The 18,472-nt window shown below is 42.6% G+C and carries 16 protein-coding genes; 13 read left to right on the forward strand and 3 right to left on the reverse strand.

Going from position 1 to position 18,472, the window contains the following annotated elements; translation table 11 throughout:
- Positions 1 to 130 precede the first annotated feature (130 nt).
- Positions 131 to 661 carry a hypothetical protein gene (locus tag BLV33_RS25445; RefSeq protein WP_090798164.1) on the reverse strand — a complete coding sequence of 177 codons (531 nt, stop codon included), beginning with the start codon at positions 659 to 661 and terminating at the stop codon, positions 131 to 133.
- Positions 662 to 1,063: 402 nt separating this feature from the next.
- Here BLV33_RS25445 and BLV33_RS25450 point away from each other — a divergent pair, with 402 nt between their 5' ends.
- From BLV33_RS25450 to BLV33_RS25465, 4 genes are all read left to right on the forward strand, one after another.
- The gene (locus BLV33_RS25450) at positions 1,064 to 1,570 is read left to right on the forward strand and encodes a GNAT family N-acetyltransferase (protein ID WP_090798166.1); all 507 of its coding nucleotides are present in this window, start codon (positions 1,064 to 1,066) and stop codon (positions 1,568 to 1,570) included.
- Positions 1,571 to 1,833: 263 nt separating this feature from the next.
- A complete protein-coding gene (locus tag BLV33_RS25455; protein ID WP_090798167.1) occupies positions 1,834 to 2,052 on the forward strand; it encodes a tautomerase family protein in 219 nt (72 codons plus the stop codon).
- A 180-nt stretch (positions 2,053 to 2,232) separates the two neighbouring features.
- Positions 2,233 to 3,516 (forward strand): IS110 family RNA-guided transposase, encoded by a 1,284-nt coding sequence (locus tag BLV33_RS25460; protein WP_090795324.1) that lies wholly within the window; start codon positions 2,233 to 2,235, stop codon positions 3,514 to 3,516.
- A gap of 471 nt (positions 3,517 to 3,987) precedes the next feature.
- Positions 3,988 to 4,569 (forward strand): nucleotidyltransferase family protein, encoded by a 582-nt coding sequence (locus BLV33_RS25465; RefSeq protein ID WP_090798169.1) that lies wholly within the window; start codon positions 3,988 to 3,990, stop codon positions 4,567 to 4,569.
- 760 nt (positions 4,570 to 5,329) lie between these two features.
- Here the strand turns inward: BLV33_RS25465 and BLV33_RS25470 are convergent.
- Positions 5,330 to 5,863 carry a TetR/AcrR family transcriptional regulator gene (locus BLV33_RS25470; RefSeq protein WP_090798171.1) on the reverse strand — a complete coding sequence of 178 codons (534 nt, stop codon included), beginning with the start codon at positions 5,861 to 5,863 and terminating at the stop codon, positions 5,330 to 5,332.
- 98 nt (positions 5,864 to 5,961) lie between these two features.
- Here BLV33_RS25470 and BLV33_RS25475 point away from each other — a divergent pair, with 98 nt between their 5' ends.
- A complete protein-coding gene (locus BLV33_RS25475) occupies positions 5,962 to 7,059 on the forward strand; it encodes a hypothetical protein (protein WP_090798173.1) in 1,098 nt (365 codons plus the stop codon).
- A 1,236-nt stretch (positions 7,060 to 8,295) separates the two neighbouring features.
- On the opposite strand, the gene BLV33_RS25485 is transcribed toward BLV33_RS25475, so the two are convergent.
- On the reverse strand, positions 8,296 to 8,901 hold the full coding sequence (locus BLV33_RS25485) for a TetR/AcrR family transcriptional regulator (protein WP_090798177.1): 606 nt from the start codon (positions 8,899 to 8,901) through the stop codon (positions 8,296 to 8,298).
- A 287-nt stretch (positions 8,902 to 9,188) separates the two neighbouring features.
- On the opposite strand from BLV33_RS25485, the gene BLV33_RS25490 reads away from it, so the two are divergent.
- From BLV33_RS25490 to BLV33_RS25520, 8 genes are all read left to right on the forward strand, one after another.
- Positions 9,189 to 9,491: an alcohol dehydrogenase catalytic domain-containing protein gene (locus BLV33_RS25490; RefSeq protein ID WP_139305826.1), complete on the forward strand. Its 303-nt coding sequence runs from the start codon at positions 9,189 to 9,191 to the stop codon at positions 9,489 to 9,491.
- A gap of 11 nt (positions 9,492 to 9,502) precedes the next feature.
- Positions 9,503 to 10,288: an enoyl-CoA hydratase-related protein gene (locus BLV33_RS25495; RefSeq protein WP_090798179.1), complete on the forward strand. Its 786-nt coding sequence runs from the start codon at positions 9,503 to 9,505 to the stop codon at positions 10,286 to 10,288.
- A 245-nt stretch (positions 10,289 to 10,533) separates the two neighbouring features.
- The gene (gene acsA / locus BLV33_RS25500; protein ID WP_090798181.1) at positions 10,534 to 12,252 is read left to right on the forward strand and encodes an acetate--CoA ligase; all 1,719 of its coding nucleotides are present in this window, start codon (positions 10,534 to 10,536) and stop codon (positions 12,250 to 12,252) included.
- A gap of 177 nt (positions 12,253 to 12,429) precedes the next feature.
- The gene (gene fabG, locus BLV33_RS25505; protein WP_090798183.1) at positions 12,430 to 13,173 is read left to right on the forward strand and encodes a 3-oxoacyl-ACP reductase FabG; all 744 of its coding nucleotides are present in this window, start codon (positions 12,430 to 12,432) and stop codon (positions 13,171 to 13,173) included.
- Positions 13,174 to 13,210: 37 nt separating this feature from the next.
- Complete coding sequence (locus BLV33_RS25510; protein WP_090798184.1) at positions 13,211 to 14,395, forward strand: acetyl-CoA C-acetyltransferase; 1,185 nt, start codon at positions 13,211 to 13,213, stop codon at positions 14,393 to 14,395.
- A gap of 433 nt (positions 14,396 to 14,828) precedes the next feature.
- Complete coding sequence (locus tag BLV33_RS29555; protein ID WP_171909302.1) at positions 14,829 to 14,996, forward strand: hypothetical protein; 168 nt, start codon at positions 14,829 to 14,831, stop codon at positions 14,994 to 14,996.
- 44 nt (positions 14,997 to 15,040) lie between these two features.
- Entirely contained in the window at positions 15,041 to 16,324 is a 1,284-nt protein-coding gene (aceA, locus tag BLV33_RS25515; protein WP_090798185.1) for an isocitrate lyase, read from the forward strand.
- A gap of 364 nt (positions 16,325 to 16,688) precedes the next feature.
- Positions 16,689 to 18,023 carry a DRTGG domain-containing protein gene (locus BLV33_RS25520; protein ID WP_090798189.1) on the forward strand — a complete coding sequence of 445 codons (1,335 nt, stop codon included), beginning with the start codon at positions 16,689 to 16,691 and terminating at the stop codon, positions 18,021 to 18,023.
- Positions 18,024 to 18,472: the final 449 nt, after the last annotated feature.

Below are 18,472 nucleotides of genomic sequence, written 5' to 3' on the forward strand. Positions count from 1 at the left end.
GTCTAGGAGTTTGCTATGAGGCAGTAATCTTAAATCCCGATTAACTCAAAAACACGGTTTACGCGACATTAAGATTGGCACATAAAAAACCGACTGCCAAGGATTCAGCAGCCGGGTTTATAACCCCACTCTAATCTATCTCTATTTGAGCAAAGTCATTTGGGTTATTTCGAATAAACACACCTATTTTTTTATGTGTCATCGATGCGGCTTCTTGAAGGTTATCGTACAGAGGGCTTACAGAAGACCTCAATTCTAGATCATTATTCAGATCAGTAGCTGAAACGTCGAAATTTTCTAAACTCCTTTGGTGATTTCTTTTTTCAAGAATCTCTTCCAAACTCTCTAAGACTTGTATTGTGGCACGATCACCGAAAAAACGCAACCCACTTTTTAGCCCGGTCCATCTCTTTGGTTGTGCTATAAAATAGGCACTCCACCAATAAAAATCAGCATCAGATTTCATTGCATGATTGTAATATGCACGAAACACGAATAATGCTTGTTGTCCTCTTGATAGTTCTTTAAAAAGCCCTGTGCTGAAATCGTCTCCTCGAGTCTGAATCTCCTTATAAGCTTTGATGATCGGGTCGACACAAGCAGCCTCGAGTGCTTCATCGTCTAATGCGTTGAACACCTCTCGCCTCATTTTAACCAACAATATTGAATCACTCCTTCTACCTAATTATACAATAAATGGGTTATTGGGGGAAAGTGTTATGTTTTTCAACTAAAGATTCACGGCATCGCGAGTAAACCGTTCAATTGTTGAATTAACGGAGTGTAGGGGCTTGCTTAAGACGGCAGGATTGTGTAGTAAAGAATTAAAAGTTTGTTATTGATCACATTAAGACAATGCCCTACAATGAAAATTGATATTCTTAGAAAAAGTGAATGATGATGGATGCCTAATAAGATTATCATATTGAAACGCAATTCCGAGAAACAGCCTGAATTCAATAAATTTTTGCAATGTTTTATTATCTAAAAGAGAGCGTAGAATAAAAACAGAGGTGGTCGAAACTTTTCAACGGACTTCTGTAGAAAAGAGTTGGTAAATTTCATGGAACTAGTTATTCCAAATGTAGAGACAGAGGAAGAAGTCGCGTTCTTAGCTCAATTGGCATCAGAAATTTGGTGTGAATATTTTGTATGCATCATATCAAATGAACAAATCGACTATATGGTGGAAAAATTTCAATCAGTTCATGCTATTACTGTCCAAATTAAAAATCAGGGTTATGAATATTATTTTATGAATGTGAATGGCAAAACCATTGGCTATTTGGGTATAAAACAAGAAGAAGGCAAGCTGTTTCTAAGCAAATTTTATATACAAAAAGAGCATCGAGGAAAAGGTTATGCAAGCCAGGCTATGGAGTTCTTGGTAGAGATATGCAAAGATCGAAGGTTAGGTATTATATGGCTTACGGTAAATCGATATAATGATGCCACTATCGCTGTTTATGAGAAAAAAGGATTTAGAACAGTACGTACTCAGGTGGCGGATATAGGGAATGGTTTTGTGATGGACGATAATATAATGGAAAAAGAAATTGTGTTGGAATGAAAAGTGATTTTGTGACCCGTGAGAGGAACACTTTGTGAAAAATGACCCTCCTGCGGGTCATTTGTGTTTTAAACAAGTGATAATGTCGTCTTTTGCTACCTAATTAAGTTGAAATATCATGAATACTTCATAAGGTATTTAGTTGCTACACCATTAAACCGTTCAATCCACTTCTTTAATCGTTAGTGATAGGCATTGACGTATTGAATGTGATAAACTCACTATCAATCAATTCAAAACCGTGTAAAGGGAGCGATATTTGTATGCCAATTATCAATGTGAAAATTGCAAAAGGGCGAACTGTAGAGCAAAAACAGCAGTTTGTTGAAGCTATAACACAAACGGCGGCTCAAATTTTAAACGTTAAAGAAGAATGGGTTACAGTAGTCTTTGATGAGTACGAACGGGAGAACTGGGCGACTGGCGGAACCCTTCACTCAATAAAATTTGGTGAAGGCTTTGGTAAAATGGGGGTTGAATAACACCTCCAATCATATGAACAAAGAAGAAAGCAGGCTGCCGGTAACACAATCGGTAGAACAGTTGTGCTAAACATTCCTGTAAGGGCTAAGAAATGACCTTTGTCAAAAAAGGAGCACCTCGGTATGATGGGTTTGTACACGGGTTCATAACCCAACCCCATCAAAGGAGGCGCTCTTACTATGAAGTTTAAGCAATCAGACGGACAAAATCAACGCATTGAACGAATCTCCACATCTCACCTTGTTGTAGGTATCGACATTGCAAAGGAAACTCATGTAGCACAAGCGACTAATTTTCGTGGCATCGTACTTACTAAGCGACATCTTACATTCCCAAATACACGTGAGGGTTTCGAAAAATTAGATCGATGGATGGATGGATTACAACAGAAACATCGATTAAAGGGACTCATCATCGGCATGGAGCCGACCGGACACTACGGGTTTAATCTGGCTAATTGGCTTGCCGACAAGGGCAAGCACGTTGTCATGGTGAATCCGGCCACCACCAAACGAAACAAGGAGAACCGCGATAATTCTCCCTCCAAAAGTGATCCGAAAGATGCGCTTGTCATCGCAGATGTGGTCAGCCGAGGCTACTACTATGAATACTCGCGACAGGCTACTGTCTTTCAAAGGTTGCGCACAATTATGAGTGACCGGGAATTTTGGGTGACGAATAGTGTACGGCTGCAGAACCGGATCATCCGCTGGTTAGACATTCGGTTCCCCGAGTATTTCTCGGTGTTTAAAAACTGGACCTACAAACGTTCCTTGACTACGCTTAAAGAATTCCCTTCTCCGCGGGATATAGAATCTCTGTCCGTCTCCGAGGTGATCACAGGATGGAAAAAGCATATGAAGCGAGCCGGTGGCTCCACTGGCATGCAGAAGGCTGCGCAGCTCATCGCTCAAGCTAAGCGAAGTGTAGGCGAAACGACTGCCCTCGATGAAGCGAAGCAGGATTTAGAGCGGCTATTACAAGAGTTCGAACGGATTGTTGAAATGCTAGATAGAATTGAACAGGATATAGAAGTGTTGCTCAGTGAAATTCCTATGGCCGATCATCTTCGATCCATCGGCCTAGGCACTATCTGCATTGCAGCCATTCTATCAGGTGCTGGCGACCTAACACAGTATGCCCATGGACGTCAGTTATTGCGTAAAGCAGGCTTAAACCTGGCTGAAAAAATGTCAGGAAAATATAAGGGTCAAATCATGCTCTCAAAAAGGGGCGATGCTACACTGCGGAAATATCTGTATCTGGCCACGCTCCAACTCGTTGGAAATCATGCTGTGTTCCGACAGCTGCATGAGCATAATGTTCAAGTCAAGAAAATGAAGAAGCAACAGTCGGTATTTAAACTGCTTGGAAAACTGGCACGAATCATCATTGGCATTGTTGGGCGGGGAGAAACTTTTTCTCCTGAAAAAGCGGCCCCTACTTGCACTCAAGCTGCTTAAGACTGAATAAACGATCACGTAAATTGACTCATTCGCAGGATTTTACAAAGAAAGCACGGAGGACCGAGTTACTGCCCGATAAGGGCTCAGACCCGTCAGCTAAACGTTATCGGTCTCCACGCCTTGGTCAGGTGTAACGAAGGAATGTAAGGGCAATGACCCGTTGAGCCATGGGATGGTGAACCGCCAAGGAAATTGTGGAGGATGCGTGCAGAAGAATATCACTTGGAGAAATGTTCCACACGCTTCTTCTGTTCCCGCATGCCCAAAACCGAAACAATGGTGTCTAATAAGCTTGCTTTCCGAACGACAACTGTTTTCCAAGGCGACGAAATCCTGCGAATGAGTGAGCATACGTGAGAAAATCCCTTAAAACCGAGGGACGGGCAGTAATGCGAAAAAGATATGGCTTACTAAATTTATATATTTTGACATACTGGGAACATACATTCTATAATCGGGGTGGGAGATATGAAATTAAAAAATGAAGATGACATAATTCGGGTAGTTCAAGAAGATGAATGGATGATGAACATATTAAAGGCTGCAAAGTCCTTAGATTTACCTGATTGGTGGGTGTGTGCAGGATTTGTTCGTTCAAAAATTTGGGATGTTCTTCATGGAGTAACGGTAAGAACACCTCTTCCAGATATTGACGTTGTTTATTTTGACAATTCCAATATTGATGAGATAGAAGAAAAAAAATTAGAAGTGAAATTGAGAAACATTATCCCTAACCTTCCTTGGTCAGTCAAAAATGAGGCGAGAATGCACATAGTCAATGAAATCCCGCCGTACTCTTCAGCAGTAGATGCTATTTCAAAGTTTCCAGAGACCGTAACAGCCTTGGGGCTAAAACTCGACGAAAATAACAAAGTAGATTTAACTGCACCATGCGGAGTACATGATGTGATAAATTTGAAGGTAAAACCCACACCATTTTTTTGTGAAACGAAGGAGAAAGCTGAAATTTATGAAGAAAGAATAGTTAAGAAAAACTGGAAAGCTATTTGGACTAAAATAAACATTGTTCATATTGAAAAAGATTATTAAGCTAAACGGATATGTTAGGTGAATGAGTTCTAATTAATAAATACGAGACAACCGGACTCCTTTGTAAAATGAAGAGTCCGGTTTTTTTGAGGTTATGACAATTACTTTAATGTACGATTTTTTCCGTTTCGTGAAGTGACTCCTACAAGATCTGCTTCAGCTAGCCAGAGCAACATCCTAAAGTATAAAATACTCCAATGCGGAAACTTTGGTTTACTGTACACCAAATATAAAATTTCTGGCATCATCGGTATCCTTCTGAACGGAGAACGATAGCGTAACAAGCAACCGATCGTAATTAAGCGCGATCGGTTACTTTTGGGTGGAACACTGGATCCGCGGCAATCGGAACAAGTTCTTGTCGTCCGACGCCTGGTGTGGGATGACAAGAACATTATCCCATTACAAGCCGCTCTCTTTCCCGACAAGATCATGTTAAATACAAAAGTGTTGCTTCTTATGGTAGCCCTTCGCTCAGCTACCATGAAAATTAACTTCGGTTACTCGGTAAAAAGACAATACTGAAGAAGACGCGGCTCATTCATTTTTTAAAAAGAAAGGTGCAGCGCCTAGGATATTGATGATCCGTAGATCAGGAGACTTCTGAAATGCTAAAGTTATAACCTAAGTTTTCTAGTCTTCGAACTGAATTTCGCGCCAAAATGCTGCTGCAGGTGGTCCTTTTTGGATACTCTCAAAGTAATAAAGTGACAACAACCCCATAGTCCTATTTGGCAACGTGTTATAAACAACTTTTATTTTATAGTAAAAAAATAAGTGTCATTTGGGCCATTTCTTCTGGAGATTCAGTACAACCACGAACAACCCACTTTTTCAACATACTCCATAATCCCCCAGCCACCATCGTTCGCATGTAATCCCTTTCCAATTCGCTTAGATCCATTATCTTGCTTCCTATGATATGGTCCATCGCCTCCAGGTAAAGAACGTACTGGTCATTTAGAAGCGAAAATAATTGATTTTCGATCAAAATGTCCAGGAAAAACTTATGTTGCTCCCAATATGTGAAATAGGCCAGAGGCATTTGAAGAGGCCCAATGTTTTGATCATGAATATATTCATTAAACTCAACAAACATTAAATCAATGACAGCTATGATTACCGATGCTTTGGATATAAAGTGACGATAAAAGGTTTTCCTAACAAGTCCGGCTTTATTACATAGCTCTATAATGGTGATATTGTTATATGGCTTGTCCTGTAAGAGTTCAAGCATTGCGTTGCATAACCATTTCTTCGAACGTTCCTCAATAGGATTAACACGAGTAGACATGTCATAAATTACCTCGAATGTGTAACCTCTGTCACACTAATTGACTGCCTGATATCCATAAACAAGTGTGACACTTAGAGCAAGAGGAGGACATTAAGATGAACAATAGTGTGATTATCGCTAATAATAAGGAAGATTACAAAAGATTAGGCATCACTAATGAACCGGCCATATGGGAAGATGGAATGAGAACACATGGTCGAGAGGGGACTTACGAATGGTGGTATTTTGACGCCGAGTATACAGACGGTAACAAAATCGTAGTAATTTTCTACACAAAGTATCAGTTCGACGTAAAGGGCGAGGCTTGCCCAACTATCCGGTTTGATCTGACGTTTCCGGATGGAAGGAGCGTTACAAAACTAATATCGGAAGAGAAAGGCAGCACAATCCGCGCTTCCAAAGAAAAATGTGATGTAAAAATTGATAGAAGTAGCATCAAATATTCAGAAGGCAATTACTTGATACATTTTGTAGACGATTCCATTGATTATCGTTGTACAATGAAATCTACCGTTCCCATGTGGCGGCCCAAAACAGGACACTGGCTCTTTGGGAAGGAACAAAAGGACTTCTTTGCTTGGTTCGTTGCCCAGCCTTCTGCTGACCTAGAGGCAGTGCTTACCATGGATGGAGAACGGCGTGAATTAATCGGTAGCGGATATCACGATCATAATTGGGGCAATGCAGAAATGAACCGGTTAATGAACCACTGGTACTGGTGCCGTGTAAATATTGGACCATATACTGTTATATCGTGCGATATCATTGCGGAAAAAAAATATGATTATACACGCCTACCTGTTATCATGATCGCAAAGAACGGTAAAATCCTGGAAGATCATGAAGAGAACACAAAGATAGAACGAATTGATACTTTGTATCATCCTGTTACAAAAAAATTCATTGATAACAAGTTGAGGTTTACCCAAACCTCGGGTAGTAATGGTTCTTATCAAATCGAGTATAATCGAAGAGGCGATTTACTCGCGGTTTCCTTGTTAAGTGCAATGAAACTTTCCTTACCCCAGCGGATAGCAGCAAAAGTTATGAGTATAAATCCAACGTATGTTCGTTGTGTTGGGACAGTCACTTTGATAGTCAACGACAATGGAAACCAAGAGGTTTATGAGCAGGAAGGACTATGGGAGCAGATGTTCTTTGGTAACAACAGAGATGCAATTATTCAAGAATAATGCTCCTTACGAAAATCAGTTCAACTGATGAATCCGACCATCGTCTGTTTGTTTTGCATTATTGATACAATTAATACCATACTGTTTTTTTGTATATAGATTAACTCATGCATAGCTTCATCCGGGTATGAATGAACCTCTCTCATCCGGAAATACCAAGAGGGGTTATAATTTCGGGTTATGCCGATTGTAACCCTTTTATACTTCAGGAATCGCTCAGCTAACGGAAACGATAGCTGAATAAAGGATTCTATGCAAACAAATGACAGAGCTGCGCGGCAGCTCCTTTTGCTTCTTCATAAAAATCGCGTATCATATGTCCATTGATCGGAAACATATTTTATAAAGAACCGTCTAACTTAACATCAGGTTCAAAGGTGAGGAGATGGTGGTCATGTATTGGTGGTTTATTATTATGATTGTAATTGCATATGTACCGGTTTTCTACAGGATGAATAATAGAATCAGAATACTTGAAGATAAAATAAAGGAACTTGAAAAAAGGATATAGCGAAGGGGCTGCCGTTATTGCGTTAAGGATAGCATGGAGATAAGGACGGTACCACGTGCTAATGTAACGATCATTCCGCTAACGGGGTACAGCCGACATACGTGTAAAAATAGCTCATAGGCTGGATGTTGTTTCCAATTGTCAATATTATCATGTGACACGACCATCCGAATCACACAAAATGCTATTAAGTGTGATTCGGATGAACCCAAGCACACTTGTCGCTATTGGGTTTATCCGAAAAAATGGCCGTCGAATGATTTTAACTATCGATTCAATCACACAGAAGACATTAAATTAAGTCAATTATGTTTGTTTGGAATTATTAACCATCTAGTGGCCTATTTTTACACGTACTTCGGCTGTACCCGTATTGAGAAGCGGGCGCTGATGAAGCTTTATCATGAGTTTTATAAGGCGAAACGGTAGTTTAAAGAGGAAATTGATACACACTATCTTGAGGGGGTGGCGCTCACAAGGCGTGAGGGTTCAAATCCCTCCGACCGCATCCGATGCTTGGATTCAAATCATTTCGAACGGCAGAGCAAACGATACAAGGAATTGAAACGATCCATATGATCAAAAAGGGGCAGGTCGAATTTAAATATTCGTCGCCCCCTTTTGTTGATCAACTCATCAATCAGTTGTTCGGTTTAATCGTAAAAAAAATTTTGACTCAACAGCTAGTCTGGACTTATTCATTACTTGCACCAGAACCATAAAATCTATAAATCATTTTCGTGTTTATTTGTTAAATAGTTCACAAGTGTATCATAACAAGTATCCCGATAATACTCATGAAGCTCATCTTTGTCTCTCATTAACCACTGGATAAGGCATCCATCGATGAGAGCCCGAATGGTAATAGCCGCTTTATTAATGTCAACCTCAGAAAAAATACCTTCGCTTTTCCCAACAGACACAATCTCTGTCCCCAAAGACCAACAGTTTTCATAAAAATGATCATTAATCTGTCGGTATCGGGGATTTCGGCTCGCTTTTGCAAGGAATTCTAGATAGACCCGATAAAATCGTTTGTTCTCATCGGGGGTAGTAAATGCTGCATTGACACAGGCTTTTAATTTTTGTAAGGCAGTAGTCTGCATTTGAATGGCCGCATATTCATGCTGGTATATTCGTTCTGTAACCCATTCAAGCAAGTGACAAAGTACATCTTCTTTATTATTAAAATAATAACTTGTAACTCCCTTACTGACTTCCGCATAATCAGCAATGTCCTGTAATGTGACGGAATCAAAACCTTTATCTGAAACAGCTTGCAAAGCCGCCCGAAGTATCTGATTTCGTCGTTTGGCTGCTAATTCACTCATAAAAGACCTCCAACAATTATATTGGGTTTATTATACAAGAAAAAAATTGATTGGACAAAATAAACCAATAGAAATTATATCCCCACCAGGTTTTATTCTGTCCGATCAAAATATTTTGACCGGACAGAATAAAACTGGTATAATCAATGGAGTGGGATGGTGTTTACAATGGAACCATTTCGTGCACTAGTCGTTAATAAAGAGGAATACTTTTCAGTAGATATCAAAGAATTATCGTTCCATGATTTCTGTAAGGTGATGTAACTATACGAGTGGCCTATTCGAGTGTGAATTACAAAGATGGACTAGTATCTATTCCAAATGGTCGTATTGTGAAGTCCTATCCTTTTGTGCCAGGTATTGATTTGGCAGGAACAGTTGTCTCATCGGATGATACCCGTTTCCGTGAAGGGGACGAGGTAGTCGTAACGAGTTATGGGCTCGGAGTTTCTCATTATGGTGGATTTAGCCAATATGTCCGTGTTCCAACCAATTGGGTGGTTCCTCTCCCAAAGGGACTTACGATGAAAGTTTGTTTGAAAGCCGGCTGGCTGGGCGTAAAAGTGGGGCAGTTTCTTACATACAACTAAAGGAGGATTCTATGGACAAATTTAAACATCTCATTTATACCGTTGAAGACCAAATAGCGATCATTACCTTCAATCGGCCGAAGTATTTGAACGCACTCAATTCTGAGATGTTAAAAGAGCTGTCCGACGTTACGGATCATATCGGTGCGGATGCATCGATCCGTGCGGTTATCCTGACCGGTGCAGGCGAAAAGGCATTTGTAGCTGGAGCGGATATCGCTGAAATGAGAAGCAAAAATGCTATGGAAGGTCGGAAATTTTCCCAGTTTGGCAACTGGGTGTTATCCAAGCTGGAAAATTTGCCACAGCCGGTCATTGCCGCTATTAACGGATTTGCGCTTGGAGGCGGATGTGAGTTGGCTTTAGCATGCGACATCCGGATTGCCAGCACGCGGGCAAAGCTCGGCCAACCTGAAGTCATATTGGGAATTATGCCGGGCTTCGGCGGCTCCCAGCGGTTGCCTCGGCTTGTCGGCCTGGGCATCGCTAAAGAATTGTTGTTTACAGGCGATATGATCACAGCCGATCGTGCCCGTGAAATCGGCCTGATTAATCATGTAGTGGAACCATCCGAGTTATTAACAAAGGCGAAAGAAATCGCCGGAAACATTGCGGCTAAATCGCCACTTGGAGTTCAATTCAGCAAGAAAGCGGTGAATGAGGGTTTTGACCTTGATCTTGAACGCTCTTTGTCCTTAGAAACGGAAATGTTTGGAATGCTTTTTTCGACTGAAGACCAAAAAGAAGGCATGACTGCATTCCTGGAAAAGCGCAAGCCTGTCTATCAAGGAAAATAATCTATTTTTTAGGATGATCGTCCTTCCTATTTCCCCCAGTGAACTTCGGAATTAATGAAGCGGTCCTGAACTATGTTTCTGACATCCTGTCGTTCCTTTTGCAAGAAAGAAGCAATGATTGTAATAATGGAAGCGGTTTCGTGTATGGGTGAAGATGATTACTTTTACTGGGAACCCATGTGTCCTGTTGTTGGACGGCTGTATGAAAAGTCACTATATCCATTTAAGTTGAAGGGGAAATTCAGATGAAAACAAAAATAATTGATGCTATTTCCGGCGGAAAACACAATTTGGTGAATTACGAGGAGACATATCAAAATTTTGATTGGAGTGAAGTGGAAAAGAACTTCACTTGGTATGAAACCGGAAAAGTCAACTTGGCATACGAGGTTGTTGACCGACATTGTGAGTCAGCTCATAAAAACAAAGTTGCGTTGTATTATAGTGATGCCAATCGTGATGAGAAATTTACGTTTTTGGAAATGAAAAAGCTTTCAAATAGATTTGGTAATGGTTTAAGAGATTTGGGTATTGGTAAGGGTGACAGAGTATTCATTTTTATGCCACGCAGTCCGGAATTATATGTATCAATCATGGGTATCATTAAAATTGGTGCAATAGTAGGTCCTTTATTTGAGGCCTTCATGGAAGGTGCTGTTCGTGACCGTTTAGAGGATAGTGGTGCGATTGCCATTGTTACTACACCCGAATTATTGAAAAGGATTCCGGTTGCCGATTTACCAGCTTTAAAGCACATCATTCTGGTTGGAGATACAAAAGAAATTCAGGATGGTCAAGTTCGCTATACTGATTTGATGAGTAAATCAAGCGATAAGCTAGAGATTGAATGGGTGGATTTTTCAGATGGACTGATTTTAAATTATACCTCCGGATCCACTGGAAAGCCAAAGGGAGTTCTACATGTTCACAATGCTATGATCCAACAATATCAAGCTGCGAAATGGGTATTAGATTTACAAGAGGAAGACATTTATTGGTGTACGGCAGATCCAGGGTGGCTTACAGGTACCGCTATGGGTATCTTTGGACCTTGGCTCCATGGTGTATCCACTGTCATTCGCGGGGGGCGCTTTAGTCCGGAAGATTGGTATTCTACTATTGAAAAATATAATGTAACCGTATGGTACAGTGCCCCAACTGCATTCCGAATGTTAATGGGTGCGGGGGATGAACTGGTTCAGAAATATGACCTGTCCACTTTACGTCATATTCTTAGTGTAGGGGAACCTTTAAATCCTGAAGTAGTTTATTGGGGATGGAGGGTATTGAATAAACGAATTCATGATACTTGGTGGATGACGGAAACCGGAGCACAAATCATCTGTAACTTCCCTACTATGGAAATTAGACCAGGGTCTATGGGGAAACCTGTTCCAGGTATTGTAATTGCGATTCTGGATGATGAAGGAAATGAATTGCCGCCTAACCATATGGGAAGCTTAGCCATTAAAGCAGGTTGGCCATCCATGATGAGTACAATTTGGAATAACCCTCAAAAGTACGAGGAATATTTTAAACTCAAACCTTGGTATATTTCTGGTGATTCTGCCTATAAAGATGAGGATGGATATTTTTGGTTCCAAGGTCGTATTGATGATATCATTATGACAGCTGGTGAACGGGTAGGTCCTTTCGAGGTCGAAAGTAAATTAATAGAACATCCAGCTGTGGCAGAAGCTGGGGTTATAGGGAAGCCGGACTCTATTAGAGGAGAAATTATCAAAGCCTTTATTTCTTTAAGAGAAGGTTACGTAGTAACAGATGAACTATTAGAAGAGATACGCAGGTTTGTAAAAGAAGGATTAGCAGCGCATGCCGCACCAAGAGAAATAGAAATTAAAGATAAGCTGCCAAAGACACGCTCTGGAAAAATTATGCGCCGTGTGTTAAAAGCTTGGGAACTTGGCTTACCCACAGGTGATTTATCTACGATGGAAGATTAAATGACCAAGAGGAGGAAGGAGAAGCTCACAGAAGATGATTCTGTGAGCTTCACTGTCACTTAACATACAAAGAGGAGACACGACTGGTATGAAAAGAGTAATGGCCTCGTTTGAAGAAGCAGTACAGGATACGACAGTATCTAGCTTTCCTACGGAAAGCTTTAAGGGGGAGCGGAAATGAGACTGCAGGGTAAAGTTGCGATAATTACAGGCGGAGGCAACGGGATCGGACGTGAAACGGCTGCTTTGTTCGTCAAGGAGGGTGCCAAGGTGTGCGTCGCCGACTACGACGAAACGGCTGGCCGGAAAACGGCCGAGGAGCTGCGGGCCATCTCCGAGGAAAGCGCGATGTCCGTCAAAGTCGACGTATCGAGCGCCGAGAGCGTCGAGCGGATGGTCGCCACCGTCCTGGAACGGTGGGGAACGCCGGATATTTTGATCAACAACGCGGGGATCACCCAAGACAGCATGCTGACCAAAATGTCCATCGAGCAGTGGCAGCGGGTCATCGACGTCAATTTGAACGGGGTATTCTACTGTACCCGTTTTGTCGCCCCGCATATGGTGCAGAAAGGAAATGGGAAAATCATCAACACCTCGTCGATCGTCGGCGTGCACGGCAACATCGGGCAGACGAACTATGCCGCGTCGAAAGCGGGTGTCATCGGCATGACGAAGTCATGGGCCAAGGAGCTCGGGCATAAAGGCATCAACGTGAACGCGGTGGCTCCCGGTTTTATCGAGACGGGCATGGTGTCGAAAATGCCGGAAAAGGTGTTGCAGAACCTGCTGGACAAGGTGCCGCTGCACCGGCTGGGCAAGCCTTCGGATATCGCTCACGCCTACTTGTATTTGGCCTCGGACGAATCCGACTACGTGAACGGGACGGTGCTGGAGGTCAACGGCGGGCTGGTCATTTGACCGGCTCAGAAATAAGGGTTAAGGAGGGATGCTAAGCATGAGAACAGAAGCTGTTATTGTTAGTGCTGTACGTACAGCGGTAGGTAATTTTATGGGAGCTCTCTCGGGAGTCAACGCACCCGAGCTCGGCAGTATTGTCATCCGGGAGGCGTTAAAGCGGGCCAAAGTTAAAGACGATCAAGTGAATGAAGTGATCATGGGCAATGTGCTTCAAGCTGGATTAGGCCAAAATCCGGCGAGACAAGCCTGGCTGAAAGCCGGCTTCAATGAATTTGTTCCCGCAATGACTATTAACAAAGTCTGCGGATCAGGGCTGAAAGCGGTCATGTTGGCGGCACAAGCTGTAAGGCTGGGGGATGCCGACATCGTCGTGGCTGGCGGCATGGAGAACATGAGCCAAGCGCCCTATCTTCTTCAAGGTGCACGAGCCGGCCTCCGTATGGGCGTTGCTCCCATGGTAGACTCGATGATTCGCGATGGGTTATGGTGCGCGATGTGCGACATCCATATGGGCATTACCGCTGAAAATGTGGCGGAACGCTATGGAATTACACGTGCGAAGCAGGACGAATTCGCCGCATGGAGCCAGGATAAAGCGCAGCAGGCGCTGAATTCGGGTCGTTTCGGCGATGAAATCGTGCCGGTTTCTATTCCGCAGCGTAAAGGTGAACCGCTGCTCATTGCCCAAGACGAGTCCCCGCGTGTGGGAACTACGGTGGAAATTCTGGGCAAGCTGCGGCCAGCCTTCAAGCAAGACGGGACTGTCACAGCGGGCAATGCCTCAGGCATCAACGACGGATCCGCCGCGCTCGTGGTGATGTCCGCAGAGAGGGCGGTGGAGCTCGGGTTGAAACCGCTGGCTCGAATCCGCGGATATGCCAGTTCCGCACTTGAACCATCCTTGATGGGTCTCGGACCCATAGAAGCTGCTCGCTTGCTATTCAAGAAAACGGGTGTATCCTTGGGCGATATCGACCTGTTTGAAATGAATGAAGCTTTCGCGGCCCAATCTCTGGCCGTCGGGCATGACCTCGGCATTCCGTCGGAGAAGCTGAATGTCAACGGTGGTGCTATAGCTCTGGGGCATCCAATCGGAGCAAGTGGAGCTCGTATCTTGGTTACCCTGCTTCATGAGTTGGAGAAGCGGGATGGCAAATTGGGTTTGGCTGCTCTTTGCATTGGCGGCGGTCAAGGGGTGGCCATGCTGGTTGAAAGAGATTAGAGCCAATTGGGCTATCCCAAAGGACAGAAAAAACTTTAGGGACAGCTCCTTTTGATGATATGTAGGGTGAGAGTATGCTCGAAACTGGTGGTGGGGAGAACATTGCATTTAGTGCAATAGAAATGAGACACATCTTCAATGTCCTTAACAACAGTATATAAAGTGCAATCAAATATGAAGAAGTCAGTGAATACGGGCTTCTCCGAAGAAAGCAGCAATCAACAAAAACAAGAAAAATGGTTGAGCAGGAAAGCATCTGCTCAACCATTTTTCTGTTTAATATCTCATTTTTTATGTTAGGGAACTTTAAATGTTATATAACAGATAAAATTATTTAAACAGTATTGCACAGTTTTGTTTTATGATATATAATAACAAATAAATAACAAACTGTACTAATACAGATGAATGTCATTAATGAGGAGGTGTTGATATGGATTGTCCAACATGTAAGGGTCATGGCGACTTGGATTGGACGAATTTCATGAGTGAGGAGTCATCTAACAAAAAGGAAACGGAAAAGGGGGATAAACCATACGTGGTTACACCGATCCATCTCTGTCATCGATGCGGCGGAAGCGGCTTTTTGGAACAATATTAGTTGAAGTTAATCCATGATTAAGAACATTGAGAGGGGAAATAAGAATGAAAAGTGACAAACAACAATCCATTGAGCAATTGAAAACAAGTTGGAACTCTGGACGGTTTGAAGGTATAACAAGAACGTACTCCCCGGAAGATGTGCTTCGACTGCGCGGGTCGCTGCTTGTGGAACAAACGCTGGCTCAATGCGGTGCCAAAAAGCTTTGGGAGCTTTTGCACTCGGAGAACTATGTGAATTCGCTTGGTGCTTTGACTGGCAATCAAGCTGTACAGCAAGCAAAGGCGGGTTTAAAGGCAATTTATTTAAGTGGATGGCAGGTTGCCGCTGATGCAAACTTATCGGGGCATATGTACCCAGACCAAAGCTTATATCCATCAAACAGTGTTCCTAGTGTTGTAAAACGGGTTAATCAAGCACTGCAGCGTGCTGATCAAATCCAGCATTCGGAAGGCAATGACCAAATTGATTTTCTTCTGCCGATTATAGCTGATGCGGAAGCGGGATTCGGAGGGCCGCTCAATGTGTTTGAATTAATGAAATCGATGATTGAAGCCGGTGCAGCAGCTGTACATTTCGAGGATCAGCTTTCATCGGAAAAGAAATGCGGCCATTTGGGCGGGAAAGTTCTGCTGCCTACCCAACAAGCGGTCCGAAACCTGATTTCGGCAAGACTTGCAGCAGATGTGATGGGCGTTGAAACGGTTTTGATTGCAAGAACAGATGCCAATGGAGCAAGGTTACTTACCAGTGATATTGATGAATATGATCATCGATTTGTTACCGGTGAACGCTCGCCAGAAGGATTCTTTTATGTAAAGGAAGGACTGGAACAAGCTATTGCACGTGGTCTTGCTTACGCTCCATACGCCGACATGGTGTGGTGCGAGACATCTGAACCTAATCTTGAAGAAGCTAGAAGATTTGCAAAAGCGATTCATACTCAATATCCGGGGAAATTACTTGCTTACAATTGTTCGCCCTCATTTAATTGGAAGAAAAAGCTGAGTGAAAGTGAGATTGCTTCTTTTCAACATGAGCTAGGCAAAATGGGTTACAAATTTCAATTTGTTACTCTAGCCGGGTTCCATGCTTTAAACCACAGTATGTTCGTACTCGCAAACGAGTATAAGAGCCGCGGAATGGCTGCTTATTCTGAGTTTCAACAGGCGGAGTTTGCGAGTGAGGCGTTGGGATATGAAGCTACACGCCATCAGCGCGAGGTAGGCACTGGTTATTTTGACGAGGTGACGCAAGTGATATCCGGAGGTACCTCTACAACAACAGCATTGGCAGGCTCTACTGAAGAAGATCAGTTTTCGTACTGAGATCAACATTGAGAGTATGAGCCCTATGGGAGGAAGCAAGACTAAGAAAGCCAAATAAAACAATGAGGGTGAAATGATGATAACACTAACAAAAGAAGGATCTAATTCACATCGGATGGATGATTATTGTATGTATTGTGAAAGTCAGCCAGATGAAACTCATCAAAGAGTTGCTTGCGTCAATTGTGCAGAGACGATGCTTTATCCGTTATCGCCCTTGTTTCTTACCTTATTTCATTCATGCTTACAGGAATGATTCACTAGCTCGAATGCAGCTGCTCTCTATACAGAGTGGCTGTATTTTTATTGTGCTGTATTATATAATTATCCAAATAAGTATCCAGGATTGGGTGAGGTGTCGGACATGATAGAAAGCTCTCCGGAAATGACCAAACATGGGCAAATTCTGCGTTATATCGAATCGTTAAGTATAGGGGCGCGTTTATCTGTTCGGAAAATTGCCCAAGAGCTGGAAGTGAGTGAAGGAACCGCTTACCGGGCCATTAAAGAAGCGGAAAACTTGGGAACCGTCAGCACAAAAGGGCGAACCGGAACTATACGTGTAGAGAAAAAAGAAGTTCACCCCATGGATAAACTGACGTTCGCGGAGGTTGTCAATATCGTCGATGGAGAAGTGTTGGGCGGTACTGGCGGACTCCATAAAACTCTGAGTAAATTTGTTATTGGCGCTATGGAACTGGAAGATATGCTGCGATATATTGAGCCTGGTGATTTGCTTATCGTGGGGAATCGAAACAAAGCTCATTTACGCGCTCTCGGCCAAGGGTCCGCAGTCTTGATTACAGGCGGCTTTGGTACTGGAGATGAAGTTAGAAGGATGGCAGATGACCTGAACCTGCCAATAATCAGCAGCACCTATGATACCTACACGGTAGCTACACTGATTAACCGCGCCATTGATGATCACTTGATCAAAAAAAAGATCATTCTTGTCGAAGACATCATTCGCACGGATACACCCGTTGTTTTCTTGAGAGGAACGAACAAGGTTCGGGAAATGCAGCAGATCATTGAAGATACGAAGCATACCCGATTTCCGGTTCTCGATGATCACAATAAACCAATCGGGATTATTACAACCAAAGATTTGATGGGTGCGCAGCAGGATCAAACGATTGATAAGTTAATGACCGGGAATCCCCTTACCATAAACGCGAAAGCCTCCGTCTCGACAGCAGGCCATATGATGATTTGGGAAGGTATTGAATTACTTCCGGTAGTGAATGCCAACCGAAAAATGATGGGGGTCATCAGCCGAAAAGATGTAATGAAAGCTATGCAGATCATTCAGAAACAGCCACAAAACGGCGAAACCTTCGAGGACCAGATTTGGGCAGGTTTTGAGGAATTGCGAAACAAGGACGGCAGCTTATACTTCCGAGGTTCCATCTCACCGCAAATGACGAATTATGCAGGTATGGTTTCGGAGGGAGTGCTCACAACCTTAATGAATCGGGCTGCTAATCGTACGGTAAAAGAAAACAAAAAAGGTGATTTGATATTGGACAGCTCTTCCAATTTTTTCTTGCATCCGGTTCACATGGATAGAATTATTGAGATCATACCCAGCGTCTTCGAACTAAGCCGACGTTTTTGCAAAATCGAAATCGAGATTCACAGTGAGGATATTTTAATAGCTAAATCCATGATAACTGCACGAATTATCAATCAAACTTAATTGGTTGAGAAAGTCTCAATAGTGTTTGGTGGGGTTGGTGATCCATCGTCTTCTTGGAAGATAGTGGCGTACGTACCAATAGAAATTATTCATGTGTATCACCCTTCTTTACTGGTTTAGTTGGTCTTAAGATAAGGATTCAACAATGGCCTTGTTTTAGCTTTTATACTTTGAGGTAGCTGTACATTTCAAAACCATTAATTATTTAGTTTACTTGGAATAATTCCGTGACGGCTTACGTATATTTCACATGAATTCTTTGGATTTGGATGTGAATAACATTTTAATTTTCTGCTCTAATTGTTGGATACGCTATTAGCGGGTACAGCCGAAGTACGTGTAAAATTAGGTCACTAGATGGATAATACTCCCAAACAAACACATTCACTTTATACTAATTATTTTGTGTGATTGGATTGGTAGTATAAATCATTTAAAACCCTGAATTT

The sequence above is a fragment of the Paenibacillus sp. GP183 genome (genome assembly GCF_900104695.1).
Lineage (GTDB): Bacteria > Bacillota > Bacilli > Paenibacillales > NBRC-103111 > Paenibacillus_AI.

What these genes read in the sequence shown, in the direction of transcription:
- BLV33_RS25450 (WP_090798166.1), top strand. Translation starts at nt 1,064, where the DNA reads ATGGAACTAGTTATTCCAAATGTAGAGACAGAGGAAGAAGTCGCGTTC.
- BLV33_RS25455 (WP_090798167.1), top strand. Translation starts at nt 1,834, where the DNA reads ATGCCAATTATCAATGTGAAAATTGCAAAAGGGCGAACTGTAGAGCAA.
- BLV33_RS25460 (WP_090795324.1), top strand. Translation starts at nt 2,233, where the DNA reads ATGAAGTTTAAGCAATCAGACGGACAAAATCAACGCATTGAACGAATC.
- BLV33_RS25465 (WP_090798169.1), top strand. Translation starts at nt 3,988, where the DNA reads ATGAAATTAAAAAATGAAGATGACATAATTCGGGTAGTTCAAGAAGAT.
- BLV33_RS25470 (WP_090798171.1), bottom strand. Translation starts at nt 5,863, where the DNA reads ATGTCTACTCGTGTTAATCCTATTGAGGAACGTTCGAAGAAATGGTTA.
- BLV33_RS25475 (WP_090798173.1), top strand. Translation starts at nt 5,962, where the DNA reads ATGAACAATAGTGTGATTATCGCTAATAATAAGGAAGATTACAAAAGA.
- BLV33_RS25485 (WP_090798177.1), bottom strand. Translation starts at nt 8,901, where the DNA reads ATGAGTGAATTAGCAGCCAAACGACGAAATCAGATACTTCGGGCGGCT.
- BLV33_RS25495 (WP_090798179.1), top strand. Translation starts at nt 9,503, where the DNA reads ATGGACAAATTTAAACATCTCATTTATACCGTTGAAGACCAAATAGCG.
- acsA (WP_090798181.1), top strand. Translation starts at nt 10,534, where the DNA reads ATGAAAACAAAAATAATTGATGCTATTTCCGGCGGAAAACACAATTTG.
- fabG (WP_090798183.1), top strand. Translation starts at nt 12,430, where the DNA reads ATGAGACTGCAGGGTAAAGTTGCGATAATTACAGGCGGAGGCAACGGG.
- BLV33_RS25510 (WP_090798184.1), top strand. Translation starts at nt 13,211, where the DNA reads ATGAGAACAGAAGCTGTTATTGTTAGTGCTGTACGTACAGCGGTAGGT.
- BLV33_RS29555 (WP_171909302.1), top strand. Translation starts at nt 14,829, where the DNA reads ATGGATTGTCCAACATGTAAGGGTCATGGCGACTTGGATTGGACGAAT.
- aceA (WP_090798185.1), top strand. Translation starts at nt 15,041, where the DNA reads ATGAAAAGTGACAAACAACAATCCATTGAGCAATTGAAAACAAGTTGG.
- BLV33_RS25520 (WP_090798189.1), top strand. Translation starts at nt 16,689, where the DNA reads ATGATAGAAAGCTCTCCGGAAATGACCAAACATGGGCAAATTCTGCGT.